General features: G+C 35.7%; 19 protein-coding genes. 17 read left to right on the top strand and 2 right to left on the bottom strand.

The window, feature by feature from the left end; genetic code table 11:
• Positions 1-142: 142 nt before the first annotated feature.
• The gene (locus R1X58_RS01535) at positions 143-907 is read right to left on the bottom strand and encodes an O-methyltransferase (protein ID WP_240571554.1); all 765 of its coding nucleotides are present in this window, start codon (positions 905-907) and stop codon (positions 143-145) included.
• A gap of 117 nt (positions 908-1,024) precedes the next feature.
• Positions 1,025-2,887, bottom strand: a complete 1,863-nt coding sequence (locus tag R1X58_RS01530; protein ID WP_240571553.1) for an ABC-F family ATP-binding cassette domain-containing protein — start codon at positions 2,885-2,887, stop codon at positions 1,025-1,027.
• A gap of 103 nt (positions 2,888-2,990) precedes the next feature.
• Between R1X58_RS01530 and R1X58_RS01525 the strand changes: the two genes are divergently transcribed.
• From R1X58_RS01525 to R1X58_RS01445, 17 genes are all read left to right on the top strand, one after another.
• Positions 2,991-3,788: a polysaccharide biosynthesis/export family protein gene (locus tag R1X58_RS01525; protein ID WP_240571552.1), complete on the top strand. Its 798-nt coding sequence runs from the start codon at positions 2,991-2,993 to the stop codon at positions 3,786-3,788.
• 3 nt (positions 3,789-3,791) lie between these two features.
• Entirely contained in the window at positions 3,792-6,221 is a 2,430-nt protein-coding gene (locus tag R1X58_RS01520) for an exopolysaccharide transport family protein (protein ID WP_240571551.1), read from the top strand.
• Positions 6,222-6,861: 640 nt separating this feature from the next.
• The gene (gene cysQ, locus R1X58_RS01515; RefSeq protein ID WP_240571550.1) at positions 6,862-7,650 is read left to right on the top strand and encodes a 3'(2'),5'-bisphosphate nucleotidase CysQ; all 789 of its coding nucleotides are present in this window, start codon (positions 6,862-6,864) and stop codon (positions 7,648-7,650) included.
• A gap of 6 nt (positions 7,651-7,656) precedes the next feature.
• The gene (gene cysC / locus R1X58_RS01510; protein WP_240571549.1) at positions 7,657-8,241 is read left to right on the top strand and encodes an adenylyl-sulfate kinase; all 585 of its coding nucleotides are present in this window, start codon (positions 7,657-7,659) and stop codon (positions 8,239-8,241) included.
• A 760-nt stretch (positions 8,242-9,001) separates the two neighbouring features.
• Positions 9,002-10,075 carry a DegT/DnrJ/EryC1/StrS family aminotransferase gene (locus R1X58_RS01505; RefSeq protein WP_240571547.1) on the top strand — a complete coding sequence of 358 codons (1,074 nt, stop codon included), beginning with the start codon at positions 9,002-9,004 and terminating at the stop codon, positions 10,073-10,075.
• On the top strand, positions 10,072-10,713 hold the full coding sequence (locus R1X58_RS01500; RefSeq protein ID WP_240571545.1) for an acetyltransferase: 642 nt from the start codon (positions 10,072-10,074) through the stop codon (positions 10,711-10,713). The genes R1X58_RS01505 and R1X58_RS01500 overlap by 4 nt, the downstream gene beginning before the upstream one ends.
• 2 nt (positions 10,714-10,715) lie before the next feature.
• Positions 10,716-11,624, top strand: a complete 909-nt coding sequence (locus R1X58_RS01495; RefSeq protein ID WP_240571542.1) for a glycosyltransferase family 2 protein — start codon at positions 10,716-10,718, stop codon at positions 11,622-11,624.
• Between the two features lie 225 nt (positions 11,625-11,849).
• Positions 11,850-12,596, top strand: coding sequence for an ABC transporter permease (locus tag R1X58_RS01490; RefSeq protein ID WP_240571540.1), 747 nt, complete (start codon positions 11,850-11,852; stop codon positions 12,594-12,596).
• Positions 12,597-12,762: 166 nt separating this feature from the next.
• Positions 12,763-14,025 carry an ABC transporter ATP-binding protein gene (locus R1X58_RS01485; protein WP_240571538.1) on the top strand — a complete coding sequence of 421 codons (1,263 nt, stop codon included), beginning with the start codon at positions 12,763-12,765 and terminating at the stop codon, positions 14,023-14,025.
• Positions 14,018-14,893 carry a hypothetical protein gene (locus R1X58_RS01480; RefSeq protein WP_240571536.1) on the top strand — a complete coding sequence of 292 codons (876 nt, stop codon included), beginning with the start codon at positions 14,018-14,020 and terminating at the stop codon, positions 14,891-14,893. The genes R1X58_RS01485 and R1X58_RS01480 overlap by 8 nt, the downstream gene beginning before the upstream one ends.
• The gene (locus R1X58_RS01475; RefSeq protein WP_240571534.1) at positions 14,880-16,475 is read left to right on the top strand and encodes a class I SAM-dependent methyltransferase; all 1,596 of its coding nucleotides are present in this window, start codon (positions 14,880-14,882) and stop codon (positions 16,473-16,475) included. The genes R1X58_RS01480 and R1X58_RS01475 overlap by 14 nt, the downstream gene beginning before the upstream one ends.
• Positions 16,472-17,155, top strand: a complete 684-nt coding sequence (locus R1X58_RS01470) for a sulfotransferase family 2 domain-containing protein (RefSeq protein ID WP_240571532.1) — start codon at positions 16,472-16,474, stop codon at positions 17,153-17,155. Before R1X58_RS01475 ends, R1X58_RS01470 begins: the two co-directional genes overlap by 4 nt.
• A gap of 40 nt (positions 17,156-17,195) precedes the next feature.
• Positions 17,196-18,077 carry a glycosyltransferase family 2 protein gene (locus R1X58_RS01465; RefSeq protein ID WP_240571530.1) on the top strand — a complete coding sequence of 294 codons (882 nt, stop codon included), beginning with the start codon at positions 17,196-17,198 and terminating at the stop codon, positions 18,075-18,077.
• Positions 18,074-19,138, top strand: coding sequence for a glycosyltransferase family protein (locus R1X58_RS01460; RefSeq protein WP_240571527.1), 1,065 nt, complete (start codon positions 18,074-18,076; stop codon positions 19,136-19,138). Before R1X58_RS01465 ends, R1X58_RS01460 begins: the two co-directional genes overlap by 4 nt.
• 72 nt (positions 19,139-19,210) lie before the next feature.
• Entirely contained in the window at positions 19,211-20,149 is a 939-nt protein-coding gene (locus tag R1X58_RS01455) for a glycosyltransferase family 2 protein (protein ID WP_240571525.1), read from the top strand.
• A gap of 60 nt (positions 20,150-20,209) precedes the next feature.
• On the top strand, positions 20,210-21,265 hold the full coding sequence (locus R1X58_RS01450; RefSeq protein WP_240571523.1) for a glycosyltransferase family 4 protein: 1,056 nt from the start codon (positions 20,210-20,212) through the stop codon (positions 21,263-21,265).
• Positions 21,258-22,097, top strand: coding sequence for a glycosyltransferase family 2 protein (locus R1X58_RS01445; RefSeq protein WP_240571521.1), 840 nt, complete (start codon positions 21,258-21,260; stop codon positions 22,095-22,097). The genes R1X58_RS01450 and R1X58_RS01445 overlap by 8 nt, the downstream gene beginning before the upstream one ends.

The raw sequence follows: 22,097 nt of genomic DNA, 5'->3' as shown, positions 1-22,097 counted from the left end.
GCACGACTGCAGTAATCTGTCAAATTTGAGTTTCCTTTCGAAAGATTGCTTCACGCTACTATCGTATTGTTCGTAATGACGGCTTTTAAATAGCTCTTTTTTTTGTCATGCTGAATTTATTTCAGTATCTAATTCCAGAAGTCTAAACCCGAATAGTAAAATGTTCCTTCTCCTGTTCTTTTCTAAAGAACACAAACCCCCAGTAAAAGGTGTCGATAGTCACTTTTACTTTAGGATGCTGTTTAATGGTTTCCCAGGCTTCAGTCATATCTTCAGACCAGTAAATGTCGTCAAAAATAAATACCGAATCGTTGTGGGTTGATTCTAATAAAGCTTCAAAATAAGCTAAAGTCGGCTGTTTTGTGTGATGGCCATCAAAGAACACCAGATCGTAGGCATTTGATTTTAGGTTTTCAATAGCCGAACTAAAGTCGGAATGTATTAGTGTGGTATTCGTAAAACTTTTCAGGTTTTCCTTAGTGAAATTATAAATATTCGGGCAACCTTCAACGGTCGTAATCTTTGAGTTTTCTCCTAATGCCAAGGCATGAGTTCCTATACCTAAAGAGGTTCCTAGTTCTAAAACCGACAGGCATTCTAGATAATTCACTAAGCGGTATAATAATTTAGCACGCTTTAATGAGGTGCCGGAATGTTTGGCAATCGACCTAATGGGTCTGGTATTTTGATTGGTAGTAAGGGAACCGGCTCCTAAATCGGTGATGGTGATGCTTTCTTTGTTGTTCGTTAATGCCTTTTTGTAAGCAGTAATAATTTTGTATACAGGGTAGGTTTTACGGTCGTAAAAGCATTTAGTAACTAAATTGTATACAAAAGGGGAGTGCACCCCATGCTGATTGCTGGAGCGGATTAAGAATTTCAGGTATTGTGAAACTTGGTATTTCATAAGGTATGATACTTGAACTAAAAAGATGCTGAAATAAATTCAGAATAACAAAAAGTGCTGCCATTCCGAACTTGATTAGCTACTCTGAATCTTCGATTTCGGAATCTCAATCTTGTTTTACTCTTCCAGTTTAGACGATAACTCAAACCAGCGTTCTTCCTTGGCTTCAATGGCATCAATAATATCCTGAAGTTTTAAAGACAGCTCATTAATTTCATCTTGAGTTAAATCCGGATTATTGAATTTAGCTTCCATCTCCTTTTTGTCGTAAGCTAAGGAATTCAGTTTACTCTCTATGTTTTTAAGCTCCTTTTCCTCATTATAACTCAGCTTACTCGCTTCATTCTGTTTCCAGGATTTCTTTTCTTTTTTATCTTCAGTAACCGTTGGCTCGACAGGCTGACTGTCTTCATACACACGGTAGTCGGTGTAGTTTCCAGGAAAATCTTCAATCTCACCTTCACCCTTAAAGACTAAGAGGTGGTCTACAACTTTATCCATAAAGTAACGGTCGTGCGATACCACAATAATACAACCTTGGAAGTCCATTAGGAAGCTTTCCAGTACATTAAGGGTGACGATATCTAAATCGTTGGTAGGCTCATCGAGAATTAAAAAGTTAGGATTCTGAATAAGCACCGTACATAAATATAAACGTTTACGTTCCCCGCCACTTAGTTTCTCAACAAAGTCGTATTGTTTTTTTCTGCTGAATAAAAAACGTTCTAGAAGTTGTTGCGCACTAATTTGTCTTCCTTTTTTTAAAGGGATGTAATCGCCAAACTCGCGGATGACATCAATAACCTTTTGTTCAGGTTTTATTTCAATACCATTCTGGGTGTAGTAACCAAACTTCACGGTTTCACCTAAAATCACTTTTCCTCCATCGGGCTCTGCAGTTTGGGTAAGAATGTTCAGGAAGGACGTTTTGCCGGTTCCGTTTTTACCAATAATCCCCACACGCTCGCCTTTTTGAAAGGTATAGTCGAACTTGTCTAAAATGATTTTCTCCTTAAAGGCTTTCGAGACTTTATGGAACTCCAGAATCTTACTGCCCAGACGTTCCATATTCAATTCCAGTTGCACCTGATGGTCTTTACGGCGCTGATGTGCACGGTGCTTGATATCGCTAAAATCGTCGATGCGTGATTTCGATTTGGTGGTACGTGCTTTTGGTTGGCGACGCATCCACTCCAGTTCCTTTTTAAAGAGCTGTTTGGCTTTGCCGGTTTCGGTTTCGAATTGCTCGATGCGCGCTTCGCGTTTTTCTAAATAGTAGGAGTAGTTGCCTTTATAGCTGTATAATTGCCCCTCATCAAGTTCGATAATTTCATTACACACGCGCTCTAAAAAGTAACGGTCGTGTGTCACCATAAATAAGGTGATGTTTTCCTTGGCAAAGAAAGCTTCCAGCCATTCAATCATTTCCAGATCCAGATGGTTGGTAGGCTCATCCAGAATCAATAAATCGGGTTTATTGATTAAGGCATTGGCTAAGGCCAGACGTTTTTTTTGACCTCCGGAAAGCGAACCCACTTTCTGATGTAAGTTGTCCAGTTTCAATTTAAAAAGAATCTGCTTGTACTGGGTTTCGAAGTCCCAGGCCTGATGCAGTTCCATTTGCTCGAAGGCTTTCTGGTAAGCATCGGCATCTTCAGGGTTTTCCAATGCCTTTTCGTAATTTCCTATAACTTTTAAAATATCGTTATCGCTGGCAAATATGGTTTCTTCTACAGTAAGGTCCGGATTAAAATGCGGATCCTGAGATAAGAAGGACACGGTAATATCTTTTCGATAGATCACCTGACCAGAGTCCGGGGTGTCTTCACCGGAAATAATACGTAAAATAGAGGTTTTTCCCGTTCCGTTTTTAGCAACAAAGGCTATTTTCTGGTCTTTGTGTATACTAAATGAAATGTCTTGAAACAGTGAAAGTTCGCCGTAGGATTTCGATATATTTTCGACAGTTAAGTAATTCAAAAGCTATAATTTTTTGCAAATAACGTATAAAAAACCAAAAATACGGGTATATATTTTATACTTCCCCCTTAAAAGTTATATTTGTGATAAAGCTAAGCTCCATATGATAAAACAATTGTTCGGTATCTTCTGCCTTGTTATGACTGTATTGTGCAGCTCATGTATAACCAATAAGGATATTGTGTATCTTCAGGATAAGGGCAGAACTTCGGCAAGCGACTCTCTTCAAATACAGGCCTTATCGAAACCTTATCGTGTACAGATTAACGATGTGTTAAGTATTAATGTGAAGGCCTTGGATAAGGAACTGGTACAAATTTTTAATCCCACCAATAGTGGTACGGGAAATACCAACTCTGAACAAGCCATGTTCTTTAATGGATTTACGGTAGACTTACATGGTAATATCGAATTTCCTGTATTGGGGCAGATCAATGTTTTAGGCTATACCGTGGAAGAGATTGAAGCGATGGTGAAAAAGGAGCTTTTAGCACAGTATTTTAAGGAAACTGCACAGATATTTGTAACCGTTAAGTTAGCCGGATTAAAATATACAACCCTTGGAGAAATAGGAGCAGGTACGCGTGTTATTTACAGAGATCGTGTTAATATTCTTGAGGCTATTGCCAATGCCGGAGATATACGGGTTACGGGCGACCGTAGGGATGTGATGATTATTCGACAATATCCGCATGGACAAAAGATTCATCATATCGATTTAACCGATATTAATGCCACGAAGTCGGAGTTCTATTATATTCAGCCTAACGATATTATCCTGGTGAAACCTTTAAAACGTAAAGCTTTAGGTGGCGGACAAACCGCTGTGCAAAACCTAACGACTATTGTAAGTGTGTTTTCGGTATTGGTGAGTACCTATTTTATTATTAAGAGTTTATAAGCTATGGAAGGAGAGTATGCATCACAACAATATGGGCTTAACTTCGATTTTAAAGCGTTTATATTTCGTGTTATCAGCTATTGGAAATGGTTTATCCTGGCGACCTTAATAGGTATTTATGTGGTATACCAGCAAAACATACGTCGTGAGTTTCCCTATACGCTAAGTGCATCAATATCCATTCAGGATGATAAAAATCCCTTATTCACTTCCAGTACCAATTTAATTTTTAATTATGGCGGTATTTCTGGTAAGATTCAGGATGTGCTGTTAAACTTAAAGTCTCGCAAACACCATGAGCAGGTGGTGGATAGTCTGAATTTATGTTTAAACTATTTAAAAGATGGTCGTTTTCGTAAACAGAATGTATATAAGGGAACGCCATTCACGTTTGTTGGTGATGAGACCGCATTTCAGGTGATTGGTCACCCCATTAAAATAAAACTTCTCGATGAGGAACGCTTTGAACTGTCGTATGATTTTGGAGAGGCACAACAGGTGTCGGTTCAGAATTTTAAAACCAAGGAGATAAAGCGTGTGCCGGTGCCGGCATCGGTTTTTAGTCAGGTTTTTAAATTTGATGAGTATATAAATCTGGATGTGTTTAAGGGAAGTCTGGTTACAGTGACGGGTGCCAGAATCGTTCCGGATCAGGAATTTTACATTCAGTACAATAGTTTTAATGGGACAGTGTCGCAGTTTATGGGGCAGTTTTCTGTAGTGAGTGAAGGAGGATCTTTGGTGGTCTTAAGGCTTACCCATGGAAACAAGGCTCAGATTGTAGATTATTTAAATGCATCGGTGTTTATTTTAGATCGTGATTTGTTGCATCGTAAAAACCAGTATGCTATAAACGCCGTGAATTTCATCGATAAGCAACTGGCCAGGGTACGTGCCGAACTTGGAGAAAAAGCCGATTCGCTGAATAACTTTAAACAGCAGACTAAAATATATGATATTCAGAATGAAAGTTCTACCTTAACAAAGAAAATCGAGGCCTATGATGTCGAAAAGCAATCGCTTGAAGAATCTTTGTTATATTACGATTTGTTGAAGAACTATCTGGAGACCAGTAAAGACTTTACTAATTTTCCGGCCCCGGCTGTTCAGGGTATTGGTGATGGGAATATTACCACTGCTATTTCTAAAATTATAGATTTATCAGGAGAGAAATCCAAGCTGGAATATTCGGTGCGAAGTGACGCTGCAGTGTTTGATGATTTAAACCGAAAGATTGAGGGATTGAAGCAGGTTATTTACGAAAGTATATCGGCTAACAAGGCGAATATCCGTTTTCAGATTCAAACTATAAATAGAAATGTAGCGGCTTTAGAACGTGAGTTTTCTACCCTACCAGAGAATCAGCAAAAATTGATGGGGATTGAACGCGAGTATTTGTTGAGTCAGAATACCTATAATTTATATCTGGCGAAACGAGGTGAGGCCGATCTGGTGAAGGCGAGTAATACGTCTGATATTATTTTAATAGAACCCGCTAAAGATATCGGTCAGGGGCGTAATGTGGTGAATTTAAATATTCGCTATGTGTTTGCGGTTATAGCAGCCTTTATTCCTGTTATTTTAATAGCCTTTATCATCACCTTTTTTGATAGAAAAATCCATGAGCCAACCGACCTGGAAGGTTTGAATAAAATTCCTTTACTGGGGGTTGTGGGACGCAGTGAGACCGATACGAATCTGGTGGTGCTGAAAAAGTCGAACGCTCCGGTGGCTGAAGCCTTTCGTGCCATTCGTACCAGTTTACAGTTTATCTATAAAAAGCAGGAGGTGCCCGGTGCTAAGACCGTATTATTAACCTCTTCGATTAGTGGGGAAGGAAAGACCTTTTGCTCCATTAATATCGCTTCGGTATTTGCTTTAAGTGGTAAAAAAACGGTGTTGGTAGGTCTGGATTTGCGCAAGCCTAAAATCTTTGATGATTTTGAAATTAAAAATGACGTAGGAGCGGTTAATTATTTAATCGGTCAGGCCTCGTTAAAAGATATTGTTCAGGAGACAGGAGTGGATCATCTTGATGTGATAACTTCGGGCCCCGTGCCGCCTAATCCTTCGGAATTATTGATTGGGGATTATATGCATGATTTAATTACTGATTTAAAAACACAGTACGACTATATCATTCTGGATACGCCACCAGTCGGCTTGGTATCGGATGCCCTGGAATTAATGCCTTATGTTGATGCGACCTTATATGTGGTGCGTCAGGATTATACGAAGAAGGATATGTTGAAGCAGATTAATGATAAATATAAAAAAGGAGAGGTTAAGAATATTAGTTTGCTTTATAATTTTTACGGTCAGAAGTCTAAGTATGGCTATGGTTACGGCTATGGCTATGGATACGGGTATCACGGTGAAGATTCGAAGAAACGAAGCTGGTTTGGTAAATTGAAAAAGCGATTTAAAGATTAGGGGTTGCCAGTTCTTAGTTGACAGTTGTGAGAAGTTGTTGGCAGTGTGATTCAGAAATAACCTTTCGACAAGCTCAAGGTGACATCTTCGGAATGACAGGATGAAGTAGTTTGTTGTGAGACTTGAGAGGCGAGAAGTGAAACGATTATTTTGTCAGTCTGAGTTTAGTCTGTTCTGAGCCCAGTCGAAGAATCGAAGACTAATCAGTACTTAAGCGCACCAAAGATATCCTACAAAATGCTTCGACAAGCTCAGCATGACAATTTTATAGGATTTGATTTAAGATGAGGAGAGGGTTTTGAGTGTTGTCTATTGTGATAATTGAGAGGTGTCCCTTAGATATGTTAACAGGGATCAGTACAGGAGGAGCTTAGTATATTAATGAGAATTAATAATACGTGACGTCATACCGAGCGCAGTCGAGGTATCTGATTAGAAATAGAGCCATAGCAATTATGAATTTTTGTTATTGTGTTTAAATGTTGTGAATTTTAAGTCATAATGGGTGAAAAAGCGAAAGTGCATCGCAAGGCGATAAGCATGCAGCTTTGAGAACTCATGGTGCTGCACAATGACCTATAAATTCACTTGATTTTTTGTTTCGTTTTTTATCAAGAAAAAATGAAAGTATTAAAATATTATGAATAAATACTTGCTTATAGCCATAGAAGCAGCCGTTGCAGCAGGAGCCGAAATCATGCAGGTCTATTCCGGAGATTTTGAGGTACAGCTTAAGGATGACGATTCCCCTTTAACGGTAGCTGATGAAAAAGCCAATACCGTTATTAATTCTTATTTGGTAGAAACCGCTATTCCTGTGATTAGTGAGGAGAATAAACAGGTCGATTATGCCGTGCGTAAGGATTGGACCACCTGCTGGATGGTCGATCCGTTGGACGGTACCAAGGAGTTTGTAAAGCGCAATGGCGAGTTTACTGTAAATATCGCCCTCATCGAAAAAGGAAAACCTGTGCTGGGGGTCATTTATGTGCCGGTTACAGAGACCTTGTACTATGCTGAGGTTAAAACTGAAAAGGCCTATAAGTGTAACGTTCCCGGTCATATCTTTAGTGAAGCCAGTTTAAAAGATGCTACGCCGATTAGTCCGGACTGGAATTTAACATCGACCCTTCGCGTTGTGGCCAGTAAATCCCATCAGAGTCCGGATACCGATGTGTTTATTAAGGAACTCAAGCAAGAAGGTTATGACGTGGAACTGCTATCTAAAGGAAGTTCGCTGAAGTTTTGCTTAATGGCTGAAGGTGTTGCCGATATGTATCCTAGATTTGCTCCCACTATGGAATGGGATACGGCCGCCGGGCATGCTTTGTGTCTGGCTGTGGGGTTAGAAGTGTCCCAGGTCGATAATGACAAGCCTTTGGTGTATAATAAACCTGAGTTGTTGAATCCCTATTTTATAGTTCAGTAATGTATTATGGAGCATAATAAAAAGCAAGACTACAGCATCACCAAAAGTAATCGTGTTGACTTAAATAAGCACAAACCCTGCTTAATCTGGTTTACAGGCCTATCTGGTTCCGGGAAATCGACGATAGCAAATCTTTTGGAAAAGGAATTGCATAAACAGGAGATACGAACCTACACGCTGGATGGTGATAATTTACGTCGTGGCTTAAATAAGGATTTAGGGTTTGCAAAAGAAGATCGGGAAGAGAATCTGCGCCGCACCGCTGAGGTGGCGCGCTTGTTTATTGATGCTGGTATGGTGGTGATTGCTGCCTTTATTTCGCCATATAACAGTATTCGGGAGATGATAAAAACCATTGTAGGGGAGTCTTATTATATTGAAGTGTTTGTGAATACGCCACTGGAGGTTTGTGAACAACGTGATGTTAAAGGCTTATATAAAAAAGCGAGAGCCGGTGAAATAAACAATTTTACAGGGATTAGTGCGCCTTTTGAGGAGCCTCTGAATCCAACAGTAGAGATTAAAACGGTAGAGGTTCCTCCTGAAGAAGCGGTAAAACGGATTTTGGAAGTGCTGGAGGGAAGGATTTAGTTGTCTGCCATCAATAATCAGTGGTCTGTTGTGAGAAGTAAAACGATTGTTTTGTCATGCTGAACTGAGCCTGTCCTGAGCTAAGCCGAAGGATCGAAGCATAATGCAGGATGTTTGTAGTTTTGAATTCATGACAGGCTAAGACTTCGACAAGCTCAGTCTGAAAATTTTTATATATCTGTCACCCTGAGCTTGTCGAAAGGTGGTTTCAGGATCTCCTTGAGTATTTGGCATAAAGAAGAGTAAACACAGTTTCCAGTCTTACGCCTCACACCACACGCCTCACACTTTGCATCTGTCATCCTGAGCACGGCCTGTTCTGAGCTAAGCCGAAGGATCGAAGGGTCTCTTTGACTATGTGAATGAATAGAAGTGGACACCGTTTGCGTTCTAATGGAGACGCAGTCCACATCTTATACTTCACACTCAACTGTCATTTCGCACGTGATGCGGAATCCATTTGTTTGAGATTCACAAATGATGACAAACAACCCTCAACTGCAAACTGCAATTGAACACCTCACGTCTGTCATACTGAGCGCGGCCTGTCCTAAGCTAAGCCGAAGGATCGAAGGGTCACGTTTCCCGACTCACAGTAGACAGCATCTTACGCTTTCACCAATAAACCCCGTATTTTATCGAATTAGTTAATGAATGATTTTTTTACATGGGTTCACGTGATTATATTTACTTCTTTAGGTGAGTCATTTTAGTATTTTGTGCTATTTATTATTGTATGCCCTCATTTTAATTGTATTTTATGATCAATGTTACCAAGACCTTTTTACCACCTCAAAAAGAATATCAGGCTATTTTGGAGAGAGCCTGGGAAAGAGGGTGGATGACAAATCGTGGTGTTTTAGTACAGGAGCTGGAAATGAAATTAAAATCTTTTCTAGACAGCTTTCATATAATTAATATGACTAATGGTACGTTGCCATTGCAAATAGCTATAAAGGCTTTAGGGTTAACAGGTGAAATTATTACAACGCCATTTAGTTATGTAGCTACCACCAGTAGTATTGTTTGGGAAGGGTGTGTTCCGGTTTATGTAGATATTCATCCCGAGTATTTGACCATTGACGAAAGCAAAATAGAAGCTGCCATAACATCTAAAACATCTGCAATTTTAGCGACTCATGTGTTTGGTAATCCTTGTGCGGTTGATGTTATTCAAGCAATAGCCGATAAGCATGGTTTAAAAGTTATTTATGATGCCGCCCATTGCTTTAATGTTAAATACAAGGGCCAGTCTATTTTTAATTATGGCGATGTGAGTACCTGTAGTTTTCATGCTACCAAATTATTTCATACCGGTGAGGGTGGTGCTTTATTTTGTAAACCTGAATATTATGATAGGATGTTTTATCATCATAACTTTGGTCATCAAGGACAGGAAGCTTTTCAGGGCTTAGGTATTAATGCTAAGATGAGTGAGTTACAGGCCGCTATGGGCTTAGCAGTATTGCCTTATGTTTCCAATATTATGGAAATACGTCATAAGGTGGCTTCCATATATAATGCAGCTTTAAAAGGTTGTGATTTAGACTTGCTTAAATTACGACCCGAGACAGCATGGAATTACAGTTATTACCCTGTAATTTTCAATTCTGAGCATGCATTGTTAGAGGTAAAAAAAGCTTTAGAAGCCATAAATATTTATCCAAGGCGTTATTTTTATCCGTCATTAAATCTATTACCTTATATAAACTCGGTAAGTATGCCAATTGCAAATTCTATATCTAAACGGGTACTGTGTTTACCGCTTTATCCAGAGTTGGATGAAGCTATATTAACTAAAATAATAACAACTATTCAATCTATTACACTATGATTATAGTAGGGGCTAAAGGATTTGCTAAAGAGATTTTGCAAATAGTATCGGTAGATATGGGAATTACAGATGAACATATTGTTTTTTTTGATAATGTTAGTTCCGATTTGCCAGATAAAGTTTATGACAGGTTTCAAATTTTAAAATCTTTCGAAGCATTGGAGCAGTATAAAAAGCAAACTGCAGATATATCATTTGTTCTTGGACTTGGGAATCCAAAGTTTAGAGAAAAATTATTTAATGTATTTATTGAGCGTGAATGCCAACCTGTATCGGTGTTTTCTAAACATACAGATATTGGTAGCTTTGATGTGGAGATTGGCGAGGGGACTTCAGTAATGTCTGGTAGTATTATTACTAATAGCATTAGTATAGGTAAGGGATGTTTGATAAATTTAAATACCACTATAGGTCATGATAGTACCATTGGTGATTTTGTAGAAGTGTCTCCTAATGTAAATATTTCAGGTCGATGTTGTGTTGGTAAAGGTTCGATTATAGGTACTAATGCTATTTTATTACCTGGAATACATGTAGGCATGAATGTTGTGATTGGAGCGGGAAGTGTTATTACTAAAAATGTACCGGACAATTGTACTGTTGTAGGCGTTCCAGGGCGCATAATTTCTAAAGACTAAACATGGTGACTGTTTCGGTATGTATACTTACTTATAATCATGAAAATTATATTGTTCAGACTTTAAAAAGTGTTTTTGAACAGGTATGTGATTTCAAGTTCGAGATTATATTATCTAATGACTGTTCTACTGATGGTACTCATGAGATTATAACATCATTTTTAAAAGAATATAAGCAAAAAGCTTGTGTAAACTATTTTAATCATGTTACTAATTTGGGCATGATGACCAACTTTAAGTTTGCGTTGAAACAATGTAAGGGTAAATATATTGCTTTATGTGATGGTGATGATTTCTGGATTGACCCATTAAAACTGCAAAAGCAAGTTGATTTTATGGAAACTCATCCGAATTATGCCATACATAGTGGGATCGCTAAAATTGAATTTGCCAAACCGAGCCATGACCTTAGGTTTATAGGAGAAGAAGCTGCTGATAAATCTTATGTTCTTGAAGATTTCTACGGTAGAAACCATTTGGTTACCTGTACAGTTTTGTTTAGAAATTGTATTACGCATTGGCCAAGGGTTTTTGAAGATGTTACTCTGGGCGATTGGTTTTTGTATGTTTTAGTACTTAATCACTCAGGGTTAAAAGCCTATAAAAGTAAAACGGTATATTCGGTGTATAGGGTATTGTCCAGTGGGGTTATGAATTCACTCAAACCCATAGCTAAGCATAATGGGCGACTTAAGCAGATATTTATTATTAAGGATTATTTAGGTTATAAAAGTTATCCTTTACAAGTGAAAAAATGTATAAACGCCAATTCTATAGCTAAGGTTCGGGTTGAGTTATCTCATAAGATGTACAAGGCAGCATTGCTCACCTTTTTTAAGAATTTATATTATTGTAAGCATCGTATTTCTGTAAGAAAATATTTTAGTGCCTTAAAGCATGATTTCAAGTAGTTTTAGTTGACTTGAGTTGTGATTGATTAATTTTTATTTGAGTGAATCCCTTACAAAAGAAGGTGAACTCATGACAGGTTTTATTTAAGACATTGGAAAAGAAATATTATTTTTAAACAAAATTAAATATTAAGATTGGAAACCCGAGTTTATTCTAGTACCAACACCTACAGCTTAAGTCAAATTTTAAGCGCCAGTATCAGGGGCTATAAAAAGTCTTTTTATTTGGCTAAACAATTGGCGAAGCGAGATATTACTTCACAGTACCGACAATCGGTACTGGGGTTTTTCTGGGCCTTATTTCCTGCGGTTATGAGTGCGTTAGTCTGGATTGTTTTACAAGGTACCGGTACGATTAAATTAAGTGCTACCGAAGTACCTTATCCTTTATTTGTATTTATAGGAACGACTTTATGGACTGTTTTTAGTGACTGTTTAAATATGCCAACAAGTGCGGTAAACGGTAATAAGGGACTTATTAGTAAGATAAATTTTGATAAGGAAGCATTAATAAGCTTAGGCTTTTTAAAACTCAGTTTTAATTTGTTGTTTAAGTTTCTGTTGATCGGCTTTTTTATGCTGTATTTTAAGGTGACCTTAAGTATGTCTATCTTGTTATTTATACCCTTACTTATTATTATCATGTTATTTTTTATAAGTGTAGGGGTTATTTTGGTGCCTTTAGGTGTTTTGTATAGCGACATTAGTCGGTTTGTCCCTATTGTTATGCGTTTATTGATGTATGTTACCCCAGTATTGTACGCGGTGCCTGAAACCGGACTTATAAGTCGGGTTATGTACTATAATCCTTTAAGTTATTTTATGATGGATTTACGGCATGGCTTAACGGGGTTTAGTATAGCCTATCCTTTGTTTTGGATTAGCTTAACAGGTGTGACTTTATTTTTAGTAGTTATAGCCATGATTATTTATCGGGTGTCGATACCTATAATAACGGAACGTATGGGGTAGTGTGGATGTGTAAGGGGAGACGTGACCCTTCGATACTTCGGCTGGGCTCAGTACAGGCAGAGTTCAGGATGACAGTGAGATGTGAGACGATTTACAAATTATGAAAAGTTAAGTCATCGATTGGCTACATACCATTCATGCTTTACGTTTCACGATTTATAAAAAAATGAATATAAAAAGCGAACATATAGAAACAAATAACAACGATGTGCTGGTGCGTGTAGAGGGCGTGTCGAAAAAGTTTGCCAAAAGCTTAAAACGTAGTCTGCTTTACGGCGTGCAGGATGTGTTTTACGGTATTAGCAGGAAAGCACAGGATAAAAGCTTGCGTAAGGATGAGTTTTGGGCAGTAAACCATGTGAGTTTTGAGCTGCGCCGCGGCGAGTGTCTGGGACTTATAGGGCATAACGGGGCGGGTAAAAGTACCTTGCTTAAAATATTAAACGGGTTAATTAACCCCGATGTTGGAACGGTTACAATTAAAGGGCGGGTTGGTGCTTTGATTGAATTAGGAGCTGGTTTTAACCCGATATTAACGGGGCGTGAGAACATTTACAATAATGGCGCTATACTCGGGTTTAGCAAACAAGACATAGATGCTAAAGTAGAGGATATAATAGACTTTGCCGAGGTACGTGAGTTTATTGATATGCCAGTACAAAATTATAGTTCAGGTATGAAGGTACGCCTGGGCTTTGCGGTGGCAGCTCAAATGGAACCAGATGTACTTATTATTGATGAGGTTTTGGCTGTAGGAGATGTAGGATTTAGAATGAAATGTTTAACCAGAATAGGTGAGTTGTTGCAAAATACAGCAGTTATTTTTGTGTCTCATGCCATGCCACAGGTAGCAAGGATAGCTAATAAAATATTGTTAATGGACCATGGAAAAGAGCTTGTAGGAGGTGATGAGGTCTCAGAGGGAATCCAGCGGTATTATCAATCTTTTCAAAATACCGATAAAATTGTTGGAGGTAATGGTTTGGTTAAGTTAAAAAGTATCAAAATATTGAATAATGAAAGCAAAGAGACTGTAAACACTAATGGTTTTGTTGAATTAATACATAATGAAGCGTATAGTTTTGAAATTAACTTAGATATAGATGATAAAGTGAGCAAGTATTGGGTTAACTATTCCTTTATTGATAAAGATGCGAAACAGGTCGCTAATTTATTTTCTTTGTTTTCAAAGAGTATTTTTGAAGATAAAGGGCAAGTCTCTATAAAAAGCAAAATAGAAAATTTCATATTAGGGCAAGGTACTTATACTATTGGTATAGCTATTACGGAAGTTAGAAGTGATAATTCTAGAGGAGAAATATATTTATTTAATACGAATATTATGTCTATTAGTATTGTAGGAGTACCAACAGGATCTTCACCTGTTCAGTTTTTAGGTAATTGGGAAATTTTAAAAACGAATGAATAAGATCCATATAGGTTACCCTAAAACAGCTTCTACTTTTTTGCAGAAACATATTTATACCCAATTGAGATACCACAAATTTATAGGGCATAAGGAATTTGTAGAATCTGGAATGTTTGATATGTTGTGGAAGATAGAAAGAAGTATAGATTATGAGAAGATTACAAGGTATTTAAAAGGGCGAGCATACTTTATTTCATTTGAGGAAATTACGGGGCCATCTTTGCAAGGAGCTATAATTATGGATGAAATGCCTTTACGTCTTAAGAAAGCTCTAAACGAAGATGTAAAAGTATTGATTACAATTCGCAGACAAGATGATTTGATAAAATCTATATATTTACAGTATTTGCATTTAGGAGGAACCTTAAGACTAAAAAAAGTTGTTAATAATCCTAATTTTGGACAAAGTAGGATAGATGTAAATGCATATAATTTTTATGAAACTTATAAGAATTATTGTAGACAATTTGGACCAGAGAATGTCAGAGTAATTCCTTATGAATTACTTAAATATGATAAGTTAGTTTTTAAAGATTTACTAGAAGACTTTTTTGAATGTGAAAGTTTTAATTTTGAAATAAGTAAGGATGAAAATAGGAGCATTAAAGGAAGTCAAATTAATTTTTTGAGGTTCGTAAATAATTTTTTAAGTTCTTGGGTCTCTGAAAAGTATATTTTTCCTTCAAAAATTTTCAATCAAAATAATTTTAGATTAAGACTTCAAAGATCTAATTTCTTAAGATTTGGAAAATCTTTTAATAGTGAGGAAGCTGTTTTTTTGAAGGATATTTTAGAATCATTTCATTCTTCAAACAAGTTATTAGATGAAGAGCTGAAATTGAATTTAAAACAATATGGATATTATTAATAGCTATAAATTTTCTTGTACTTTAGATTACACTCCTATTATGGGAGTGCAAACGGTAATTTGGCTTAATAATCTACTCGCAATAAATATCCGTCCATGTGACATTTTCATTCATATTGTGAATGATATTCCAAAAGAGTTTCTAGATTTTCTGAAAAGTAAAGAAGTAAATATTATTAAAAAACAAGTGTTTGATTGTAGAAATGGGTATTGCAATAAGTTGGTGCAACTAGATACCTTTAGTAAACTAGAAGATTACGAGTATGTCTTTTTAATGGACTGCGATACAGCTATTGTAGATTTGGAAGGACTTGATTTGGAAGTTAAGGTTTATGCTAAAATAGTTGATTTCCCTAATCCTCCATTAATTATTCTTAAAACAATTTTTGATGCTCACCAGTTACAGGTTTCTGAGACCTTGACCACATTTCCAAGCAATAATGAACAAGTCACTGATTGGAACAATTGCAATGGAGGGGTTTATGTTATCTCCAAAGACTTTCTAAAAGAGTTAAAGCCCTTGTGGAAGAAATATACTTTATGGAGTATTGATAATGCTGAGCTTTTTGGAAAGGAGTATGACAAACATGCCGATCAAGTAGGGTTTGCTTTGGCAATGGCAAGTTTAAATACAAAGGTTTCTCATTTAGGTATAGAATGGAACTATCCTACACATGTTAATAGTGAAAAAAATATTTCACCTAAAATTGTTCATTACCATCAGAATTATGATGATGAATTTAATTTAAAAAAGATAGGGCTATCAAACGTTGATGAAGCCATTGACGTTATTAATAACAGATTGGATGCTAAATGGTATGATAAAACATGTCTTAAAAAACTAATCATGCGGAAACCACATCCAAGGGATATTTCAAGAGATACACTTGAGAAAGCCTTTACTCAAGTAAAAAGAATCGATTTACTTTATAGGATAGTAGATGTTTCTAGGTTTCATTTCGGTTTTTACACAGCGCATTATCCAAGAGTGTTTGAATATACCTGGATATTGGAACAATTTGAAAATAAATCTTCTTCTAAAGTTTTGGATATTGGAGCAGGGGTGTGTCCGGTTCCGTTATGTCTAGATGATATGGGCATGCAAGTAACTACAGTTGATTTGCATCCAACACTTAGACTTGCTAAGGATAAAGAGTCATGGAATGAATGGGGCTTTTTGGATTATGGAACACTAAAGCCAAGCATTAAATCTATTCATAAAGATTTTACTAAAGTAAAGACTTTTAAAAGGTTTGATTGTATTTATTCCATTTCCGTTATTGAGCATATGCATCAATCAATGAGACTTAAAATGCTAAAAAAAGCTTCTAAGTTGTTAAGGCAAAATGGGGAACTTTTATTGACGATTGATATTGCCCCTGACACAGAAAATATATGGAATTATTCTGAAGGGAAGTTGGTAGAGAGCCAAGAAATGCACGGTACCATGAGTAGTTTTAGAAAAGAATTAATAGCTTTTGGTTTTGAAATTGTTTTTGAAACTATCCAAAGAGATATATATGAGTCTAGGACTGATGTTTGGTATGTAAAAGCGGAATTAAAAAGAAAAAGGTTGTTATGATATCTCACGAACATAAATGTATTTTTATCCATATTCCTAAAACGGCAGGTTCAAGCATAAAGGAGTGTTTGTTTAAAGGAAAACATTTTAACTGGAGAGTAGCGGATTATAATTATTTATATGGCTGGTGCCCTAAAAGAAGGCTCCATCTGCAACACGCCACGTCTAAACAGCTTCTCGAAACTGAATTGATTACAGAACATCAATGGAATACATATTATAAGTTTGCTTTTATTCGAAATCCGTGGGATCGTGCTTATTCGGATTATATTTGGTTAACAAATGATTGTGGAATAAAGGATTCTTTCTATAATTTTATTTTAAAGCAAGGGAAATTTAAAGAGTTATTAAGAAACAATGAAACAATGATGTATAGAGGGGATCATTTGTGTTTACAATCAAGTTTTTTTGATAAAGAAGGAGAGTTTTCACTAGATTTTGTGGGTAAGTTTGAGAATTTCAAGGGTGATTTTGAGTCTGTGAAAAAATATTTAAAAATAACAGATGATAAGGAATATTTTGAGAAGAAAAGTAAACAACGACTACAGCATTATTCGTTGTTTTATACGAAAACTAAACAAGAATTAATAGAAAGAGTTTATTTTGATGATATTATAAATCTGGGATACAGTTTTAAAGATCAAAAAAAAGGAATATTTAAATTAAAAAACTTTTTTTAACTATACTATTTTCTTAATGAAAAGTGAAACTTAAAAAAGGGTGATATTACAAATAATTATACTAAATTATAATTCAGCTAAGGATACAGTTGTTTTATATGCCTTATTATTAGAACAAGCATTGACTAATACCTTAGTGTTAGTTATAGATAATAATTCTAAGACAGAAGACAGGCTTTATTTAAAGCAAAATATACCTGTTACTAACTTGAGATTGCTGAGTAAAAATGGAGGATATGCAGCGGGTAATACTGTAGGTATTAAAGAAGCCATTAGAAATAAAATTCCATATGTTTTACTTTTAAATCCTGATATTCGTTTAGATTCTAATTGTATAAAAAAGTTACAGGAAGTACTTTCGAAAGATGATACTATTGCAGCTATAGGCCCCAGGATTTGTTTTCGGGATGCTCGAGAAATTATTTATTCCGATGGCGGTCTAATTTCTCTGGATGCAGGTTGTGTTACTACGCACCGACATTATAACGAACCAACAAATACGGTTGAGAAAGTAGTTGGCGCCATAAGTTGCGATTATGTAAATGGCAGTGTATTTATGTTTAAAACCGACGTTATGGAAAAAATTGGATTTATGCGCAGTGATTTTTTTCTGTATTTTGAGGAAACAGAATGGTGTTTACGTGCCAAAGCGAGAGGTTATAAGCTTTTAACATTACCAAATGCTACTGCTTATCATACTTCGAGTGAAAAGGGGCGTTTATATTACTATTATATGACACGAAACCGGTTGTTATTATCTCGGTTGTATCCAGACTATTACAAGAAAACTCGTCGGGTAATCTGGTTTGCTATAAAACATGATTTAAAAAATGCTTTGAAGCAAAGACGTTTTCCGTCCACAGAGTTATGTTCTAGAATTTATGGGTTTATAGCCGGTAACTTTAAACCATTAAAAAGATGATGGGTCATGTTTTGATGCCTGTAAATAAGCCTGTTAATCCGTTTTTTGAAGGTGTGGTTAGACATAGTAAATGGCAGTTTACTTATGGTGGCTTAGAGACTCCAGTAGAATCTTATAAGGCTATACTAATACATTGGCCAGAGCAGTTGTTTGACTGGCGTGAGCCCAGTGAATCTGAATTAGAATGGCTAGCAAAACGATTTAGCTATTGGCATCATCATGTTAAAATTATTTACGTATTACATAATGAGGTACGCCATTATGGTATGAGTAGCCATTTTGAAAGATTATATGATATGGTGCTCTTGAATAGTGATGCCATTGTGCATTTGGGGCGTTATAGTTTAGAAAAGTATAAAAAAAAATATGTTAATAAAAAGCATGTCTATATACCCCATCCCTTATATGAAACTTCTTTTGAAATTTATAATAAAGTCTTTGCTAGAAAGAAGTTAGGAATTGATTTAAATAGGCAAGTAATAGTTGTTCCTGGAGAAATTAGAAGTATGGGAGAGCGGCATATGATGATGAAAGCCTTTAAACAGCTTAAACAAAAAGATAAGTTGCTAATTGTCCCACGCATGTTATATAAAAAAGTCGATTTGAATTTTCCGGGACGATATGTATTAAAGCGTTTTATTGATATTAATAAGGTGCTAGAACGTTATTTTAATAAAATTGGTAATATTAATTTTTGGATGAATAATGAATACCAAGATTATAAGGATTTGTCTTTGTTAATATCTGCTGCTGATGTTGTATTGATTCCCAGAATTAACACCCTAAATTCTGGAAATGTATTTTTAGGATTAACATATAATAAAATTGTTGTAGGGCCTGATATAGGAAATATATCTGAAGTATTGAGTTTTTTTAAATTGCCTGTGTTTAATGTGAAAAGAAGCAGCAGTGTTGCGCATGCCCTAAAGAAGGGAGTGAAACTGGCTTCTGATAACTTTAGTTATGATGACACTATGTTGGAGCATTACAAATCTGCAGTAGTAGCTGAAAAGTGGGATGCTTTTTTAGAAGCATTAATTTGTGAATTGCCAAAGAAGTAAATGGCATAAGACAAAAATTGTTAGTCTTTAATTCATTTTTAAATTGTATATCTTAGCCTTAGCTTAAAGATAATGATGAATCACCTACCATTAGTTTCTCTTATTATTCCCACATACAATCGTGCGCATTTAATTGGGCAAACACTGGATAGTGTGTTGGTCCAGACCTACACAAACTGGGAGTGTATTGTAGTTGATGATGGTTCCAGTGATGATACGGAAAAGGTTTTACAAATCTACCAAAAAAAGGATACTCGTTTTGTTTATTATAATCGGCCTTTAGATACTTTAAAAGGGGCTAGTAGTTCTAGAAATTATGGATTACAGAAAGCAACCGGTGCCTATGTAATTTTTCTGGATTCTGATGATTTGCTTTTAGATTATTGTTTGTTAAACCGAGTAAAAGTCGTTTTAGAAAACCTTTCTTGTGATTTTTGGGTGTTTCCCATGTATATTGAGCGAGGTGAGGAGCGAAGTTTGGTATCTATACCTTATAATGACGATTATTTAATAGACTTCTTGAGTTGTAATTTATACTGGCAGACTATGTGTACCATGTGGAAGCTTGAATTTGTGAGGAGTATTGGAGGATTTAATCCGGAGTACCCTCGTTTAAATGACCCAGAGATTCATATTAAGGCTTTGATACAATCTAAAGGAAATTATCTGGTTTGTAATAACACCGTTCCAGATAGTGTTTATAGAGAAACCCCTATTAAAGATAAAGCGTTATTCGTTAAAAATTATTTATCGGCATTGCATGTTTTTATACCTGATATATCTGGCAGACTTGTAGCGGCTTGTAAAACAGAGCAACGTTATTTTTTAAGAGGGTATTTGGAACATTATATGAAAGACTTTAAGCATAATACGACCTGGAGGCAGATGGTAAACCTTTTTGGTGTTTTTTATGCTTGCAGAGTTATTGGTTTTATTGAGTATTATTCTAGACTGAGTAAATATTTGGGAGCAAAATTATTTAGAGTCATTTTTAAAATGATAAAGCATTAACTTTATTGCATCTTATAAGTTTAGACGTATGATTTATAATAAAGAGTAAAGATTTTTATTTTGATTAAAAAAAGAATAATCGTTTTATTTATTCCTTATCATCATATCGGTGGGGCTGAGCGGGTACATTTAGAGATTATAAAATCTTTAAAATATAAACCACTTGTTTTTTTTGACACTACTGATGGTTCCGAGCTTTCGGAAGCTTTTCGGAAGCATGCTTACTGTTTTTTTGTAACTAATAAAAAACGAAAAACATTTGTGCTGAGTGGGTTTAAGTGGTTGTCTTATATACTTCCCTTAACTTTATTTGGGTGTAACAGCACTTTTTTTTATCAGGTAATATCAAAACTTAATGGCAGGATAAGGACTGTAGATTTAACACATGCTTTTTCATATTCTAATCAAGGAATAGAAATGGTTTCTTTACCATATGTCCATTTGTTAAATTATAGGGTTGTTATTAATAATAAAACTCTAGGTGATTATAAGCAATTATATAGAGAGCATCATATAGGTAATTATCTTTTAGACCGGTTTGTTGTTATACCCAATGGCGTTGAAATTAAAAGCTTTGATAAAGCTTCTGTTCTTTCGAGACATAATGCTTTTACAGTGGGTTTTGTGGGTAGAAATTCTGAAGAAAAACGTCCTCGGCTTTTTTTTGATATAGTTAAAGGAATTAAATGTCATGTCAAGGTGATTGGTGATGATTTTAGAGCGTTTAAAAAAGAATTTCCAAAGGTAGCCTACTTTGAAAATTGTAATGATGTGGAATTGATTAGGAAGGAGTTTTTTAACATATCTGTGTTGGTGGTCTCTTCCAGCCGAGAAGGATTTCCTTTGGTGATTATGGAAGCGATGGAGTTAGGTATTCCAGTAATTTCTACAAATGTTGGTAGTATAAAAGACCATATAAAAAATGGGTGGAATGGTTTTATTGCTGATAACCATTTAGAAGATGAGTTTTTACATTTCGCCCAAGATAAGATTTTATTGCTTTCTCAAAATAAGGAATTATATGTTAAATTAGCTGTTAATGCACGAATGTATGCCCAAAATCATTTTGGCTTAAGTTTATTTAAAGAAAAGTATAATACATTATTTTATGGTTAAGGTTTCTGTTATTGTTCCCTGTTACAATCATGCTCAGTTTTTAGATGAAGCCTTACAATCGGTATTAGAACAAAATTATACCCATTGGGAGTGTATTATTGTTAATGATGGCAGCCTTGATCATACAGAACAAGTGGCTAACGTTTGGTTGGAAAAAGATACTCGTTTTAAATATGTTCATCAAGACAATAAAGGCCTGGCAAATGCACGAAATGTTGGAATAAGCCGAGCACAAGGTGAATTTATACTGCCATTGGATGCTGATGATAAAATTTCTAAAGATTATGTGGCTTTGGCACTTGAAGCATTTCGAAAAAACGATTCATTAAAAGTGGTGTATTGTAAGGCTGAAAAATTTGGAGCGGAGACAGGACTTTGGGAGCTAAAACCGTTCACCCTTTTTAATTTAAGTCAGGAAAATATAATATTTTGTACGGCACTGTATAGAAAGAAGGATTGGGAGGCTATTGGGGGGTATGATGAAAACATGCGTTATGGCTGTGAAGATTGGGAGTTTTGGATTGCACTATTAAAGCAAGGAGGAAATGTAAAACAATTAGAGCATGTGGGCTTTTATTATAGAACACAACAGAATTCCATGCTTAATAATATGAGCAATGCTCATTACAAATACTCATTGGATTACTTGAGTATAAAACATGCCGATTTTTTTGTGGAGCAACAAGGTTCTTTTTTTGAATTGAGAGCAAAAATTGAACAAGTTAAAAAGAAGGAATTGAACAAGCTGAAAAGTGAAAAATATATAATAGATGTATTTTGCAAACGGTTTTTAGGTTTTACTCTGTTTGGGCTTTATAAAGTAAACGATTAG

This window comes from Aestuariibaculum lutulentum (assembly GCF_032926325.1).
GTDB classification, from domain to species: domain Bacteria; phylum Bacteroidota; class Bacteroidia; order Flavobacteriales; family Flavobacteriaceae; genus Aestuariibaculum; species Aestuariibaculum lutulentum.
This window is presented reverse-complemented; position numbering and strand designations above follow the sequence as displayed.